This window comes from Micromonospora sp. NPDC005324 (assembly GCF_040607155.1).
Lineage (GTDB): Bacteria > Actinomycetota > Actinomycetes > Mycobacteriales > Micromonosporaceae > Micromonospora > Micromonospora trifolii.
The window spans coordinates 159,210-173,906 of sequence record NZ_JBEXGE010000007.1 but is presented as its reverse complement, the minus strand read 5'-3'; the positions used below and the strand labels follow the sequence as shown (position 1 = coordinate 173,906).

General features: G+C 71.2%; 13 protein-coding genes. 6 read left to right on the top strand and 7 right to left on the bottom strand.

The genetic code is table 11. The features are described 5' to 3' along the window. Together ABZS40_RS10110 and ABZS40_RS10105 are read left to right on the top strand one after the other, a co-directional pair. The gene (locus tag ABZS40_RS10110; protein WP_354942979.1) at nt 1-555 is read left to right on the top strand and encodes a hypothetical protein; all 555 of its coding nucleotides are present in this window, start codon (nt 1-3) and stop codon (nt 553-555) included. Between the two features lie 73 nt (nt 556-628). Beyond that, a complete protein-coding gene (locus ABZS40_RS10105; RefSeq protein ID WP_354942978.1) occupies nt 629-1,183 on the top strand; it encodes a dihydrofolate reductase family protein in 555 nt (184 codons plus the stop codon). Nucleotides 1,184-1,190: 7 nt separating this feature from the next. Here the strand turns inward: ABZS40_RS10105 and ABZS40_RS10100 are convergent, their stop codons facing one another. Beyond that, nucleotides 1,191-4,229, bottom strand: a complete 3,039-nt coding sequence (locus ABZS40_RS10100; protein ID WP_354942977.1) for a BTAD domain-containing putative transcriptional regulator — start codon at nt 4,227-4,229, stop codon at nt 1,191-1,193. Between the two features lie 232 nt (nt 4,230-4,461). On the opposite strand from ABZS40_RS10100, the gene ABZS40_RS10095 reads away from it, so the two are divergent. The 4 genes from ABZS40_RS10095 to ABZS40_RS10080 all read left to right on the top strand — a co-directional run bounded on the left by ABZS40_RS10095 (nt 4,462) and on the right by ABZS40_RS10080 (nt 8,670). Continuing rightward, nucleotides 4,462-4,734: a GlsB/YeaQ/YmgE family stress response membrane protein gene (locus tag ABZS40_RS10095; protein WP_354942976.1), complete on the top strand. Its 273-nt coding sequence runs from the start codon at nt 4,462-4,464 to the stop codon at nt 4,732-4,734. Nucleotides 4,735-5,149: 415 nt separating this feature from the next. After that, complete coding sequence (locus tag ABZS40_RS10090; RefSeq protein WP_354943050.1) at nt 5,150-6,943, top strand: adenylyl cyclase; 1,794 nt, start codon at nt 5,150-5,152, stop codon at nt 6,941-6,943. Nucleotides 6,944-7,315: 372 nt separating this feature from the next. Next, nucleotides 7,316-7,462: a hypothetical protein gene (locus ABZS40_RS10085; RefSeq protein WP_181548476.1), complete on the top strand. Its 147-nt coding sequence runs from the start codon at nt 7,316-7,318 to the stop codon at nt 7,460-7,462. Then, entirely contained in the window at nt 7,462-8,670 is a 1,209-nt protein-coding gene (locus ABZS40_RS10080; protein ID WP_354942975.1) for a putative sulfate exporter family transporter, read from the top strand. Before ABZS40_RS10085 ends, ABZS40_RS10080 begins: the two co-directional genes overlap by 1 nt. A gap of 65 nt (nt 8,671-8,735) precedes the next feature. Here ABZS40_RS10080 and ABZS40_RS10075 read toward each other — a convergent pair whose 3' ends face one another. From ABZS40_RS10075 to ABZS40_RS10050, 6 genes are all read right to left on the bottom strand, one after another. Next, complete coding sequence (locus ABZS40_RS10075) at nt 8,736-10,205, bottom strand: acyltransferase (RefSeq protein WP_354942974.1); 1,470 nt, start codon at nt 10,203-10,205, stop codon at nt 8,736-8,738. Between the two features lie 128 nt (nt 10,206-10,333). Beyond that, nucleotides 10,334-11,494 carry a UDP-N-acetylglucosamine 2-epimerase (non-hydrolyzing) gene (wecB, locus tag ABZS40_RS10070; protein ID WP_354942973.1) on the bottom strand — a complete coding sequence of 387 codons (1,161 nt, stop codon included), beginning with the start codon at nt 11,492-11,494 and terminating at the stop codon, nt 10,334-10,336. Between the two features lie 6 nt (nt 11,495-11,500). Beyond that, nucleotides 11,501-12,364, bottom strand: coding sequence for a choice-of-anchor P family protein (locus ABZS40_RS10065; protein WP_354942972.1), 864 nt, complete (start codon nt 12,362-12,364; stop codon nt 11,501-11,503). 6 nt (nt 12,365-12,370) lie between these two features. Continuing rightward, the gene (locus ABZS40_RS10060; RefSeq protein ID WP_354942971.1) at nt 12,371-13,927 is read right to left on the bottom strand and encodes a glycosyltransferase; all 1,557 of its coding nucleotides are present in this window, start codon (nt 13,925-13,927) and stop codon (nt 12,371-12,373) included. Then, nucleotides 13,917-14,459 (bottom strand): hypothetical protein, encoded by a 543-nt coding sequence (locus ABZS40_RS10055; RefSeq protein WP_354942970.1) that lies wholly within the window; start codon nt 14,457-14,459, stop codon nt 13,917-13,919. Before ABZS40_RS10055 ends, ABZS40_RS10060 begins: the two co-directional genes overlap by 11 nt. Further along, on the bottom strand, nt 14,456-14,605 hold the full coding sequence (locus tag ABZS40_RS10050; protein WP_088989215.1) for a peptidase: 150 nt from the start codon (nt 14,603-14,605) through the stop codon (nt 14,456-14,458). The genes ABZS40_RS10055 and ABZS40_RS10050 overlap by 4 nt, the downstream gene beginning before the upstream one ends. Nucleotides 14,606-14,697 lie beyond the last annotated feature (92 nt).

The following is a 14,697-nucleotide window of genomic DNA, read 5'->3' as shown; positions in this document are numbered from 1 at the left end:
GTGGAGGTCGCGGCGCAGGACGAGCGGTTGGCCGCGGACCTGGGTCGCTGGCTGACCGAGGTGACCTTCGTCGACCTGGACACCGACGAGGTCACCGCGCGGGTGATCGACTCGGTGGTGCGGTGGGCCGAGGCCCAGGGCTGGCGGGTCTACCGGCGCGCGCCCAGCGTGCTGCCGTTGCCACCGCCGCTGGAGCAGCGGCACTCGGTGCTCGACGTGGCGTGTGCCCGCCCCGACGGTCCGCCCGTCGTGGTGGAGGTCGACCACACCGACCGGGCCCGTACGGTGCAGAAGCTGCGCGCCGAGGCGGACGCCGGCCGGATCCCGATCTGGGTGCGGTGGGGCGTCGGGCGTTTCACCGCCCCGCCACCGCCGGTGCGGATGGTGACCGTCGAGGTGACCCGGCGGGCCGGTCCGGCTGGGCGCGGGCGTCTGCACAGCCGCGGCGGCGACCGCCCCGCCCCGGCCCACTCGACCGGCGGCGGCACTGTCACCCCGCAGGCGCTGCCGATCCCGTCGCCAGGCCCGCTTTCGAACCCCCGCAAGGACACCTGAAGCGAATCGTAAGCGGCTGCCGGCAGAGTTCTGGGTGTCACCGGAGAGCACGACAGACACCCAGGAGATCCCGATGCGCAAGCTCGTCAACTCGACCTACATCACCCTCGACGGCGTCATCGACAACCCGATGTGGACCATGCCGTACTTCGACGAGGAGGCCGCCAGCCTCGCCGGGGCGCAGACCGAGGAGGCAGACGCGATGCTGATGGGCCGGGCCACCTACGACGGCATGTCCGCCGCCTGGCCGACCAGGGACGAGAGCGACCCGACCACCGGCGCCGCATACTTCAACAACGTCAAGAAGTACGTCGCCTCGACCACCCTGACCAACCCCACCTGGAAGAACACGGAGGTGCTCCAGGGCGATCTGGTCGAGGCGGTCACCGCGCTCAAGGCCCAGCCGGGCAAGAACATCATCCAGTACGGCTTCGGCTCGGTCACCGCGCAGCTGATCCGGGCGGGCCTGGTGGACGAGGTCCGGTTCTGGATCCACCCGGTCCTGGAGGGCGGCCCCAGCCTCACCGCGCCGCTGGCCAACGTCAAGGCGTCGTTCGACCTGGTCGACACCCGGGTGCACAAGAGCGGCGTGATCGTCGCCTCCTACCAGCCGAAGGTGACCCCCTGAGCACCGATCAGAGCTGGGCCCGGGCCTCGCCCGGGCTCAGCTGCGCGCCCTCGGCGAGCAACGCGTCGAAGCGTTCCGGCCCGAGTTCGGCTCGCAGCCGTGCGGTCACCCGGTCGGTGTCGTCGCGTTCGGCCGGTGCGGCGGGGGACTGCGTGGCGAGCCGGGCGGCGGCCGCGGCGCCCAGCAGCCGGGCGGCGACCTCGGGGGAGCGCACCGCCGCCGCCATCCCCTCCAGCGGGCCGACCGCGTCCCGCATCGTCGCCATCGCCTCGGCGACCTCGAACGCCTCGATGTGCAGGGCCAGCGCGGCGTCCGGGTCACCGCCCTGCTCGACCGCGTAGCCCAGCTCCACCAACACCATCGGCAGGTAGAGCGCGGTTTGGCTCTCTCCCCGACCCAGGTCGGCGAGGTGGCTGAGGTGGGTGACGGCCAGGTCGAGCTTGCCGTCGCGGCGGGCGGCCAGCCCGAGGCTCATCTCCGCGAAGATCAACGCACCGGGCGAGCCCTGCTCCACCGCCAGGTCGTACGCACGTTCGGCCAGCTCCCGACCCTGGGCGTAGTCACGGGTCTGCACGGCGAGCCAGGCCAGCCAGGACAGCTCGGCGCAGACCTGCGGCCACAGCGCCAACTCCTCGGCCCAGCGCAACCCCTCCCGGTGCAGCGCGGCGGCGCGCTCGTGCTCGCCGCGCATGTCGGCGAGCCCGCCCACCCAGTCGGTCGCCCGGAGTCGACCCCACCGGTCGCCGAGGTCGGCGAAGAGCGCGGCGCTGCGGGTAGCGGTGCGCTCCAGGGTGCTCTGGTCGCCGTTGGCGTGTGCGATGTGGGCCAGGGAGGTGAGCACCGCGGCCTCGGTCCACGGGTCGGCGGTGGTGGGCAGCAGCTCCGACACCAGGGCCAGATCGCCGTGTTCGATCGCCGCGTTGGCCGCGAACCATGCGGCGGGGCTGTCCGGGTCGACGGCCACGGCGGCCCGCACGTCGTCGGGTGCGATCACCTCGCCCTGCGACAGGGCGAAACCGACCCGCCAGGGTGCCGCGCGGGCCTCCTGCTCCGGGTCGCCGGGCACGGCCAGCGCCCGCCGTGCCTCGGTGAGCCGGCCGCGCAGGAACCAGTACCAGCTCAGTGCGACCGCCAGGCGCAGCCCGCCACCGTTCGCCAGCGCCGACCGCAGGTTCGCCAACTCGGTGTCGAGCAGCGCCAGCCACCGCTGCTGGTCGGCCCCGCGCAGCCCAGGGTCGGCGCGCTCGGCCAGCTCGGTGTAGTAGGTGGCGTGCCGCCCGCGTACCCCGTCGGCGTCGGTGAGGCGTTCCAGGCAGAACGCGGCCACCGATTCGAGCAGCCGGTAGCGGGGGGCCGCGCCGGAGTCGTCGAGCACCACCAGCGACCGGTCCACCAGCCGGGCGAGGGCGTCCAGGTCGGTGCGGCAGACCTCTTCGGCGGCCTCCGGGGTGCAGCCGTCCGGGAACACCGCCAGTTGGGCGAGCACCACCCGGTCGGACTCGTCCAGGAGGTCCCAGCTCCAGCCGATCACCGCGGTGAGCGTCCGCTGCCGGGGTGGCACGTCCCGCTGCGCGGTGGTGAGCAGCCGGAACCGGTCGTCGAGCCGATCCACCACCCCGCGGACGCCCAGCGCGCGAACCCGGGTCGCGGCCAGCTCCAACGCCAGCGGCAGACCGTCGAGGCGGCGGCAGAGCTGGGCCACCACCGTCGCGGTCTGCCCGTCGAGGCGGAAACCGCGCTGCTGCGCGGCGGCGCGGGCGACGAACAACCGGGCCGCCGCCGAGCGCCGGACCGCGTCCAGGTCACCGTCGTCGGGCACCGGCAGCGGGGGTACCTCCCAGAGCAGCTCACCGGTCAGCCCGAGTGGCTCTCTGCTGGTGGCCAACACGCTCACCCCGGGCACGTCGCGCAGCAGCCGGGCGACCAGCTCGGCGACCGGTTCGATGACGTGTTCGCAGTTGTCCAGCACGAGCAGCAGCTGCCGGTGTCGCAGGGCCGTGACCACCCGGTCGGCGGGGGACACTGTCGTTCCGGCGGCCTCGTGGGCGCCCAGAGCGCCGAGCACCTGCTCGGCGACGCGCTCGTCGCCGGCCGGGAGCGGGGCCAGCTCGACCAGCCGGACACCGTCCGGACAGGACGCCGCGCGGGCCGTCTCGGTGGCCAGCCGCGTCTTGCCGACGCCACCCGGCCCGACCAGCGTGACCAGCCGCTGCCGGGGCAGCAGCGCGCCCAGCTCGGCCAGCGCCTCGGCCCGCCCGATCAACTCGTCGAGCGGGGCCGGCAGATTGTTCCGGATGACCGCCGCCCTCGGCGGGGCATTCAGGCCGGCGTCCTGTTCGAGGATCCTGCGGTGCAGGGCGACCAGCTCCGGGCCGGGGTCGAGGCCCAACTCCTCGGCGAGCCGGGCTCGCAGCTCGGCGTAGCTCTCCAACGCCTCGGACTGGCGGCCGGCCGCGTACAACGCGCGCAGCTGCACCGCCCGCAGGCCCTCGCGCAGCGGATGCTTGGCGACCAGCTCGGCCAGGTCCGCGGCCACCAGGTCATGCTCACCCCGGGCCAGCCGGGCCTGCGCCAGCCGCTCCTGGACGACGAGGCGCTGCTCGGCGAGGCGGGCCGCCTCGGCACGCACGAACTCGGCGTCGGCCACGTCGGCGTACGCCTCGCCGCGCCACAACGCGAGGGCCTCGGTCAACCTTTCGACGTCGGCGCAGCGGGCCAGCTCGTCGAAGCGGCCGACGTCGACCGCGTCGACCCGCAGCAGATAGCCGGGTGGCCGCGACTCGACCAGCTCGCGGGCGCCGGGCTCGGCGTCGTTGAGCGCCTTGCGCAGCTGCGACACCCGCACCTGGAGGGCGCCGGCCGGGTTGGCGGGGGCGTCGTCACCCCACAGGTCGTCGATGAGGCGGTCCGCCGAGACCACCTGGTTGCGGTTGGCCAACAGGTCGGCCAGCAACGCCCGCACCTTCGTGCCGGGCACCACCACCGGCTCGCCGGCGTCCGTGGTCACGGCGAGCGGCCCGAGCACCCCGAACTGCACGGCGATCATCCTAGTGCCGGTGAGGCGACCCGCCTCGGCCCGTTCTCGCCCCTCGCCCCTGTTGGCCTCCCACGCGATCTTGCACTTTCTGTGGCGACATACGTCGTGAAAGCCGCAAGGCGGCAGCACAAAGCGCAAGATCGCGTTGGGGTTGGAGTCGGGGGGCTGTGGGGATGTTTCGCAGTTAGTTGCTTGGGGCAATCAGGCGTCGACGACACACCTCTTTCGAAGGACGGCTCCCGTGGAAATTCCCGGCTTCTTCGCCGCCATCATCATCGGCCTGGTCATCGGCGCGCTGGGCCGGCTGGTCGTACCGGGCAAGCAGAACATTCCGATCTGGCTGACACTGCTCATCGGTGTGGTCGCGGCGATCCTCGGCACTCTCGTCGCCGGTGCCCTCGGCGTCGACGAGACCGACGGGATCGACTGGATCGAGCTGATCCTGCAGGTCGCCTTCGCCGCTATCGGCGTGGCGATCGTCGCCGGTGCCCACGGGCGCCGTCGGGTGCGCTGACCTTCCGCACCATCGCGCCTCTCGCATCATCGCGCCGGCCCGCCCTCCGCAGGAGGGTGGGCCGCGCTGCGTTCTCATCCGGATCGGGCCGACCGGCGACACGTCGACAGGGCACTGCTGACGACGACTCGGGCCGCATCACCGTATGACCGTTCATTTCCACCCGCCGGCTTGAAGTTCGCCCGTCCGTGGTCATGGCGCGCGACCGGCTCAGGAGGTAGAAACATGTCAACCCTTCGGTGTAACCCCGTCTTCGGCCGCAGGGATCAGAGAGCGCTCTCACCGCCCCCAGCTGCGCCGGAAGTACGCCCGGCCAGCGGAGAGGACGAACCACGTGACAACCCCGTCCCGAGGTGTACGCCGGAGATCCGGTCGTACCCTCCTGCTCGCAGTGGTGTTGACCACCGCCACCACGATGACCAGCACGGCGGCCAGCGCCGACCGCCCGACGCACGGCGCACCCGACTTCGGCCCGAACGTGACGATCTTCGACCCGTCCATGCCGGGCGCTGAGATCCAGCAGACCCTCGACGCGGCGCACGCCCGGCAGGTCGACAACGAGATGGGCACCGAGCGGCACGCCTACCTGTTCAAGCCGGGCACGTACGGCACGGCCGCGCAGCCGTTGCAGGCCAAGGTCGGCTACTACACCGAGGTGTCCGGCCTGGGCGCCTCGCCCACCGACGTCACCGTCAACGGCAAGCTGGAGGTCTACAACCGCTGCCTCGCCGACGGCGGCACCGGCAACTGCCTCGCGCTGGTGAACTTCTGGCGCACCCTGTCCAACCTCTCGCTCACCATCAACGCGGCCGGTCAGGACGACTGCCGGTCGTCGGCGAACTTCTGGGCGGTCTCCCAGGCGGTGTCGATGCGCCGACTGAACATCGGCGGCGGTGGTCTGTCGCTGATGGACTACTGCACCGCCGGCCCGCAGTACGCCAGCGGCGGGTTCATCGCCGACTCACGGCTGCCGGCCACGACCAACGGTTCGCAGCAACAGTGGCTGACCCGCAACAGCGAGGTCGGCGGCTGGTCCAACGCGGTGTGGAACCAGGTGTTCGCCGGGGTCGAGGGCGCGCCGGACGACGCCACGTTCCCCGACCCGCCGTACACCACACTGCAGACCACCCCGCTCAGCCGGGAGAAGCCCTACCTCTTCGTCGACGGCAGGGGTCGCTACCAGGTGCGGGTGCCCGCCGCGCAGCGCGACAGCCGGGGCGTCTCCTGGGCTGACGGCATCACGCCGGGGCGGACCATCGGGATCGGCGACTTCTTCATCGCCAAGCCGTCCGACTCGGTGCGCGTCATCAACAGCCAGTTGGCGCGTGGCAAGCACCTGCTCCTCACCCCCGGCACGTACGACATCGCGCGCAGCATCGAGGTCCGGCGTGCGAACACCGTGGTGCTGGGGATCGGGCACGCCACGCTGACCGCCGTGAACGGCGCGATCCCGCTGGACGTGGCCGGTGTTCCCGGGGTGATCGTCGCCGGTGTCACGATCGACGCCGGCCTCGTCGAGTCGCCGGTCCTGCTGCGGGTCGGACGTGAGCACGGCCGCAACGCGAGCAGCCCGCACAACCCGACAACGCTCTCCGACGTGTACTTCCGGGTCGGTGGCCCGCACATCGGACGGACGAACACCGCGCTGGAGGTCAACAGCGACAACGTGCTCATCGACCACACCTGGGTGTGGCGCGGCGATCACGGCGTCGAGGGCTTCACCGAGGGCGTCAACGGTGACACCGACCGCTGGCGTACCAACACCGGTCGCTACGGGGCCGTCATCAACGGCGACCACGTGACCGCGACCGGCCTCTTCGTCGAGCACTTCCAGCGCCACAACACCGTCTGGAACGGCGAGCACGGCACCACGATCCTCTACCAGAACGAGCTGCCGTACGACCCGCCGACGCAGGCCGACTGGATGAACGGCGCGGTCGAGGGCTGGGCCGGGTACAAGGTCGGTGACCGGGTGCGTCACCACACCCTTTACGGCGGCGGGGTGTACGTGTTCAACCAGAACAACCCGTCGATCCACACCGAGAACGGCTTCGAGGTCCCGAACCGGCCCGGGGTGCGGCTGCACCACATCATGACCGTCAACCTCAGCGCCGGCACGATCGACCACGTGGTCAACGGCGTCGGGGACGCGGCCGACATGACCAAGGTCGGCGCTCCGGTCTACCTGACCCAGTACCCGGCCCCGTAGCGGGTATCGGGCGTACCGACGGGGCCGGAGCCGGCGACGGCTCCGGCCCCGTCGTCCGTGGCGGGGGCGGCGCGGCAGAGCGAGAATCCGCGTGGACAGTCTTGAATTCCTATCGAGTCGGTAGGAAAATAGGTGAATGCCGGTTGGTCCGCTCCTCACCTCGCGTCGGGTCGTCGACCTGATGCGAACCGCCAGCGAACTCTGTCCGGGCGCACCGGGCACCGACTGAGCACCGCAGCACCGCACTCCTCTTTCAGCCGCATCGTCGGCTCGCGCGTCGAGTCGTGACCCGACGCGGCTCCGCACGCTCGTCACCGCGCTTCTTAACCGATCCGGCACGGCCGGATCGGTTCACCACCATGGAGGTACGCCATGACATCCGACCAGCCACCGCCCACCCCACCGACGGCCGGTGCGTCCCGGCTCGCGTTCAACGAGGACTGGGCGGCGACCATCCTCGGCCTGGCCCTGCTCGCCCTGGTCCTGCTCGGTGCCATCCCCGCCGGGCTGGTGCCCTGATGACCGCCGACGCGACCCGCACGGGCAACGAGCCGGCCACCTCCGCCGACGACCCGACCGCCGCCGACGTGGTCGAGCGAGACACCTCGTCGACCACCGCCGATCCCGTCGAGCCGACCAGCGTGGCGCGCGACGGGGCGTTCTGGGCCTGGACGGCGCTCGGCCTGCTGATCGTGGTCGGTCTCGCCGCGCTCTCCCGCTACCTGGAGCAGAACGTCCCGGCCTGGGCCGAGGGCAGCGCCGTCGAGGACATCGGAGCGGCGGTCGAGTACCCGGTCTACGCGATCCTGCTCGGCCTGCTCGGCAACGTCGCCGTCACACTGCTCGGCTGGCGGGACCGGATCGCCGCCGCGTTCCGGACCGAGTTCTTCATCAAGACCGGTCTGGTGCTGCTCGGGGCGTCGATCAACCTGGCCGTCATCGCCAGCGCCGCCGGCCCGGCGATCGCCCAGGCGATCCTGCTGATCAGCGGGGTTTTCTTCTTCACCTGGTGGTTGGCCGGAAGGTTCGGCCTCGACGACAAGCTGCGGGCGCTGCTCGCGTCGGCGGTGTCGATCTGCGGGGTCAGCGCCGCGATCGCCGCCGCCGGCGCGGTACGGGCGCGCCGTGAGCAGTTGGCGTACACGGCGACTCTGGTCATCATCTTCGCGCTGCCGTCCATCTTCATCCTGCCCTGGTTGGCCGACGTGTTCGGGCTCTCCGACGCGGTTGCCGGCGCCTGGATCGGTGGCAACATCGACACCACCGCAGCGGTCACCGCCGCGGGAGCGCTCGCCGGTGAGGAGGCGCTCCAGATCGCCAGCATCGTCAAGGTCACCCAGAATGCCCTGATGGGTGTGGTGGCGGTCGCGCTCACCGCGTACTTCACCCTGCGGGTGGAACGACGGCCCGGCGCGGCCCGACCGGGCCTCGGTGAGCTGTGGACGCGGTTTCCGAAGTTCGTCCTCGGCTTCATCGCGGCCTCGGTCATCGCCACCTGGTACCTCGACGGGGCGGGAGCGGACGGCAAGGCCACCATCGCCATCGTCAACGACCTGCGTGTGTGGTTCCTGATCCTGGCCTTCGTCAGCATCGGCCTGGAGGTCCGGGTCGCGTCGCTGCGGGAGGCGGGTTGGCGACCGGTGGCGGTGTTCGCCAGCGCCACAGTGTTCAACCTGGCGTTGGCGCTCGCCCTGGCATCCCTGCTGTTCCGCAACTTCTCGGCCTGAGTCGGCCGGCCGCCCTCGCGGACGGTGGTGGGGCCGGAGCCACGCTGGCTCCGGCCCCATCGCGATCAGCGGGGTGGTGTCGTCGAGGTGGTCGGCGCGCGGTGTGACCGACCCGATCGGGTGTGCGAGGCGGGCGTCCTCACCGGGTCGAACGGAAGGTCCTTCCTGGTCCGTTCCGGCACCGCCAGGAACGACGCCGCCGTCTCGGTGGCCCGCTCGGCGCGGCGCGGTGTGGCTGCCGCGGCCGGGATGTTCTTCGCCGACCGGCTGTGCCGGGCGCCGGCCTTGTGTCGGCCGGTGCGCGCCTCGGCTCCGGCCACGCTCACCGGGCTGGGGATCAGCACGGGGCGAGGGCTGGCGGTGCCGCCCGCGCGCCGGTGCCGTGCGCGCCCGCTGCCGGTCTTGAACCCGAGGGCGGGCCGTTCGACCAGGTGCCAGGAGAGGACGGCGAACAGGAGGGCGCCGAGCAGGCTCAGCACGATGTAGCCGAGCATCCCGAACCGGGCCCCGCCGAGCAGGGCGATCATCTGCTGTACCGGGAAGCCGTAGATGTAGATGCCGTACGTGTAGTCGTGCCGGCGGCTGATTGCGGACAGCCGCTTCGGCAGCGCGACGGCCGCGAAGAGCACCAGGTAGGCGAACGCCGGCAGGCCCACCGCGAAGAACCCGCCCAGCCACAACGAACCGACCAACGCGACGCCGGCCAGAACGGCCAGCTCTCTGGTCACCGGGATCCGTTGCGCGTACAGGCGGGCGGCGGCGCCGAGCAGGAACAGGAAGCCGAGCATCAGCGTCCAGTCGGCGGCGAACGCGCCGAGTAGCGGGAACGGCCCGATCGCGCCGTGCTGCGGCGGGCGGGAACTCCAGGTCGGTGCCGTGAAGAAGTCCCGCAGGACCAGGGCGTAACAGACGGCGGTGAGGACGAGCACCGCGCGAGGTGCCCGGTGCAGCACCGAGGTCACCACCAGGATGCCGACGATCCCGTAGAAGGCCAGGTCGTACCGGAGGGTCCACAGTGAACCGTCGAACGCGCTCGGCCCGCCGACGATCTGGCCGTACGGGGTGTCGGCCAGCAACCCGGAGATGGGGAACTGCTCCATCGAGGCGAGGAAGTTCGTCGTGACGTAGTCGAAGGGCCCCTGCGAGTGCCCCCAGAACCCGTCGAGGTTGCCGTTCTCGTACAGCGCAGCCAGCGGCGCGAAGACGAACGCGGTGACCAGTAGGCAGGCCCACAGCCCGGGGAAGACCCGCAACACACGGGCGCGGACGTACTGGCGCAGCGTGGAACGCAGCGCGCTGTCGGTGATGAGGAATCCCGAGATCAGGAAGAATCCGTACAGGCAGAGGGTTCCGAGGTCGCTCTGCCGGCCGAAGGTGGCCGCGCCGAGGTTGTGCTGGCCGAAGCCGAGCGGGCCGGCGTGCGCGATGATCACACCACACGCCATCGCCAGGCGAAGGACGCCGAAGGCGTTGTGCTGGGCGGAGTATCTGCCCTGCAGCGTCGCGGAACGCTGCCCGTTCAACTTCGCCTGCACCTGACGACTCCTCTGATCACTGAACTGATTGGACCCACGGATCGGAGCGCTGCCGATCGATGTGCCAATTATCAGTGGGTAAAGGAGGTTTGTCCGGAAATTTGGATGATTGTCCAGATTGGCCGACGTCAGCCGATGGCGGCGGCGGTGCGCCGCCGCTGCACGACCCGACGGGCCGGTACGTTCAGGAGCCCCGCCAGGGCAACGACGGAGCGGTCGCTCGCCCGCCCGTCGCCGAACGGCGAGCCCACGACGGCGGCCCGCCCGCTGGCAAGGTGGCGGAGCCCCGCCGACAGGAGCCGTTCGGGGTCGGTGCCCACCAGCTCGCCGCGGCCCGGCGTCAGGGCCTCCGGACGTTCGGTGGTGTCCCTGGTGACCAGCAACGGCACCCCCAGGGTGGCGGCCTCCTCCTGGAGCCCGCCCGAGTCGGTGACGACCAGGTCGGCTTCCCGCAGCAGCCCGACCATCTGTGGATAGGGCAGTGGTGGCGTGACCCGGGCGTTGGCGACGCCCGCGAGGCCCGCGGTGACCTCCGCGCTGAGCTGTGGGTTCGGGTGGGTGACCATCACGACCTGGGCGTCGGGGCACGCTCGCGCCAGGCGACGGAGTCCGTCGACAGTGGCAGCCACTCCGTGGCCCCAGTTCTCCCGCCGGTGCACGGTGGCCACCACCAGCTTGCGGGCCCTGTCGACCCAGTCCGGCGCCTGGGCCATGCCGCGCTCGATGAGGTCGTGAAGGGCGTCCACAACGGTGTTGCCGGTCACCACGATCGCGCTGGAGCGAATGCCCTCACCGATGAGGTTCGTCCGGGCCGCCTGGGTCGGCGCCAGGTGCAGCGCGGCGATCCGGGCGAGCATGGCCCGGTTGGCCTCCTCCGGAAACGGCCGGTCCAGGTCGTTGGTCCGCAGCCCGGCCTCCAGGTGGACGACCGGGACGTGCCGCCAGAACGCGGCCGTCCCGCCGGCCAGGGCGGTCGTGGTGTCCCCCTGCACCACGACCGCCGCTGGACGGTGGTGTGTGAGCAACTCGTCGATGCCCGTGATCAGTGCCGCCGCCAGTTCGGCAAGCGAGCCGGTACGCCGTTGCGGGCGCAGACTCACCTCCGGGCGGAGACCGAACGGGGCGAGTGCCTCGGCGACGCGTCCCGGCTGTTGACCGGTATCCGCCACCCGTACCGTGAACCTCGGATCATTGAGGAGACGGCGGATCAGAGGCGCGGTCTTCACTCCCTCCGGCCTGGTGCCGGCCAGGATCAGGACCTCTCGCGGTGTCGAGCTGCTCGCACACATGTGGGGTCAGCTCCTGGCAGCCGCGCGGCGACGCCGGTAGAGCGAGAACCCGCCGGTGGTGCCGGCCACGAGCGCGCCGAGACCGAGCGCGAGCGGTGCCCCGGCGAGCGGGATCACCGGAATGGGCGGTGCGATCGCGTTCGCGCCGCAGCTCGATGTGCCGATGGTCACCCCCGCCAGCGCTCCGCCGAGCGCCGTCAGGTTCAGCGCCGTGACGGTCAGCTGACCGACGCCCGAGCTGGACTGGCCGTTGAGGGTCAGGTTGATCAGCCCCGGGATGTTGAGCCCGGTGTTCGGCGCCGGGTTGGCCGGCAGACTGAGCAGGGTGGTCTCGATGCCCAGCAGGGTCGAGGTGATCCGGGCGTTGACCAGGCTCGTCGTGCCCGTCGCCGACGGGCTGCTGGTGGCGGTGCAGGACGAGTAGATGGCGTCGGCGACCAGGGCGATAGTGGCGAGGCCGCTGGTCCCGAGGGTCAGCGTCACCGCCGCGCCGGGCGTGACGAGGCAGGACCCGCCGGGACCGATGAGCACCGTGCCGCCGGTGCCGAGCACACCGGCGCAGGCCGCCGAGGTGCCGTCGTTGAAGGCCCGGACGTTCTGAGCCAGCACCCCTGCCGTGATGACGGTCTGCCCACCCAGCACGGCCAGCGGGGGAGTCTGGTTACCGGAGATCGACTCGGTGGTGCCGTCGTTGGTGGCCGACGCCGTGCCGGAGCTGGCGAGGCCACCACCGAGCAGGCTGATCTGAAGCGCCGAGGCGGAGGACTGGGAGGTGTCGGCCATCGCCGGAGAGGCCGCCAGGACGACCATGGCGAGACCACCGGCCAGCACCGCGGCGGTGCGGGCGAGACCGGATCTAACTCGTGGCATAGATGTCTACTTTCTGGTGTGGGCGATTGTGGGGCGGTCAGTGGTGGGGGTGGTGAGGTGCGTGAGGTGAGTGAGGTGCCGGGGCGGTCGGATCGACCGTGGCCCGTCGTTGCGGCCCGACCGGCGTGCCGGTTGGGCCCGGCGCGGCTGGGCCGGCACGGCGGCCCTACCCACTGCCGCCTGGCCGACGGCCACCCGGCCCACGGCCCGAGCCGGGGCCGGCTGGGGCTGCGGATCGGCGGCACGGGCGGTCTTCTGCCAGTCCGTGCGGGCCGTCACCATGCGGGCGAAGGCCAACCAGACCGCCAGCGACTGGGCGTAGCTGTACAGCCAGTGGCAGACGCCGAGCAGCAGCGCCTTGGGGATCGACAGCTGCGGCTCACAACGGATCCGGTAGACGATGCCCCACAGGGCGAACGGTCCGATGCCGAAGACGAGCACCAGCGGGGGTACGCCCCAGCCGCCACTGCTCCACCAGCCGCGCAGTCCACCCATCGTGTTGTCGATGTAGTAGGACATCACCACCAGGCAGGCGACGTAGATCGGTGTGCCGAGCAGTTGGGTCCACGGTGCGGCCAGGAAGTGGGCGATCTCCAGGGTGGCCGAGTTGCCGATTCGCGGCGAGCGCAGCACCTTGCCGAGATAGCGGCCACACTGCATCGACCCCTGGGCCCAGCGGGTGCGCTGCCGCACCAGCGGGCGGATCCGGGTCAACGCCTCCTGGGCCACCCAGCTCTCCGGGCAGTACTCGGTGCGCCCGCCGGCCAGCAGGATGTGCAGGCCCAGCTCGAAGTCCTCCAGGAGGGCGCCGTGCCACGGTGTGCCGTGCTGGTCGGCGATCTCGTTGAGCAGGGACAGCCGGGTGAACTGCCCGTTGCCGCCCATCGCCACGCTGCCGGTGCGTCGCCGCAGCGACTGCATGGCGGCGATCGGGGCGCGGAACTCCATGTCCTGCAGCCGGATCAGCAGCCGTCCCCAGCGACCGACCTCGGTCGGCTGCGCGTACCGGCGCGGCGCGCACTGGAGCATCCGCACCTCCACCTGCACCGCGCCGACCTGCGCCGAGCCGAAGTACTGACGGCCGGAGAGGGCGACCGGACCCTGGGGGTCGAGTCGACTGTCCGCGTCCAGCACGCCGACGATCACCCGGGTGCGGTCCGCGTTGGTGGGCAACGACTGCTCGATGCGGCGCCAGGCGGCGTTGAGTGCGGCGCCCTTGCCCTGTCGCGCGTCAGGCAGTTGACGCTGGACCACGTGCACCCGCGGTTGGTCGGTGAAGGCCGCCAGCTCGGCGAGGGTGCCGTCGTCGGACGCGTCGTCGACGCACCAGACGGTCGCCTGCGGGAAGTCGCAGAGCAGACGCCGCACGGTGTCGCCGATGACCGACGCCTCGTTGCGGCACGGCACGATGATGTGCCAGTCGAAGCCGTCCGGGCTGCCGCCTCGGCTACGCCCGCTCTTCAGGTGGAACACCAGGATGCTCAGCACGTACGCGCAGAAGCTGACGCACAGGAGGAACGCCGCGGTGTTGAGCAGGGCGAGCGACTGCGTCTCAGTGGACACCGGCGACCGTCCCGGAGATCCGCTTGGTCCGGCTGACCAGGACCACGAAGAGGATCGTGACGGCGATCAGACCGGCGGTCGTGATCACCGAGCCGATCAGCACGTGGCTGCGTTCGTAGCCCAGCTTGAAGCCCCAGGTCTGCATCGAGACCACCACCGCGCCGAGTCGGATCTGGTTCACGGTGACCAGCAGCACGACGGCCAACGCCAGGGCGTTCAGTCCACGCGTCAGTGAGATGCGGCGGAACCCGATCAACGTCGACGCGAGCACGATCGGCGGGATCAGCAACATGGCGACCGAGCAGCCGCTGGAGACCATGAAGCCCACCCAGCGCTCGTCCAGTGGGAAGATCACGGCCGCGCCGATGGACCTGCTGTCCGCCAACCCGACGGCGTTGACGAGATGAGCGTTCAGCCACGCCTCCGCGCTGGCGATGTCGTGCCACCGCCAGAGCATGGCGACGGCGGCGGCGACTCCGATCAGGCCCCCTGCGCTGGCGCGCAGCCACGACCCGCGTCGGGAACCTGTCATCGTTCGCGGCCCAGCATGGCGACGAGCCACAGTGCCAGACCCAGCACGACCAGCCCGACGCCGACCAGCAACCAGGACTGGACGGCAACCCCGGTGGCGGCAAGGCCACCTCCGATGTGTGGCCCCTTGGTGGGTACTCCGTACATGCCAACTCCCTCGCTAACTTGAAGGCCAGAATGGCACCGCCGAATCGGGCAAAGAGGATAAAGCGGCATAGAGACCCTAAAGAGTGATTAAA

Excerpts from the sequence above, each read along its gene's own strand:
- ABZS40_RS10105 (WP_354942978.1), top strand. The coding sequence starts at position 629 with ATGCGCAAGCTCGTCAACTCGACCTACATCACCCTCGACGGCGTCATC.
- ABZS40_RS10100 (WP_354942977.1), bottom strand. The coding sequence starts at position 4,229 with ATGATCGCCGTGCAGTTCGGGGTGCTCGGGCCGCTCGCCGTGACCACG.
- ABZS40_RS10090 (WP_354943050.1), top strand. The coding sequence starts at position 5,150 with ATGACCAGCACGGCGGCCAGCGCCGACCGCCCGACGCACGGCGCACCC.
- ABZS40_RS10085 (WP_181548476.1), top strand. The coding sequence starts at position 7,316 with ATGACATCCGACCAGCCACCGCCCACCCCACCGACGGCCGGTGCGTCC.
- ABZS40_RS10080 (WP_354942975.1), top strand. The coding sequence starts at position 7,462 with ATGACCGCCGACGCGACCCGCACGGGCAACGAGCCGGCCACCTCCGCC.
- wecB (WP_354942973.1), bottom strand. The coding sequence starts at position 11,494 with ATGTGTGCGAGCAGCTCGACACCGCGAGAGGTCCTGATCCTGGCCGGC.
- ABZS40_RS10065 (WP_354942972.1), bottom strand. The coding sequence starts at position 12,364 with ATGCCACGAGTTAGATCCGGTCTCGCCCGCACCGCCGCGGTGCTGGCC.
- ABZS40_RS10055 (WP_354942970.1), bottom strand. The coding sequence starts at position 14,459 with ATGACAGGTTCCCGACGCGGGTCGTGGCTGCGCGCCAGCGCAGGGGGC.
- ABZS40_RS10050 (WP_088989215.1), bottom strand. The coding sequence starts at position 14,605 with ATGTACGGAGTACCCACCAAGGGGCCACACATCGGAGGTGGCCTTGCC.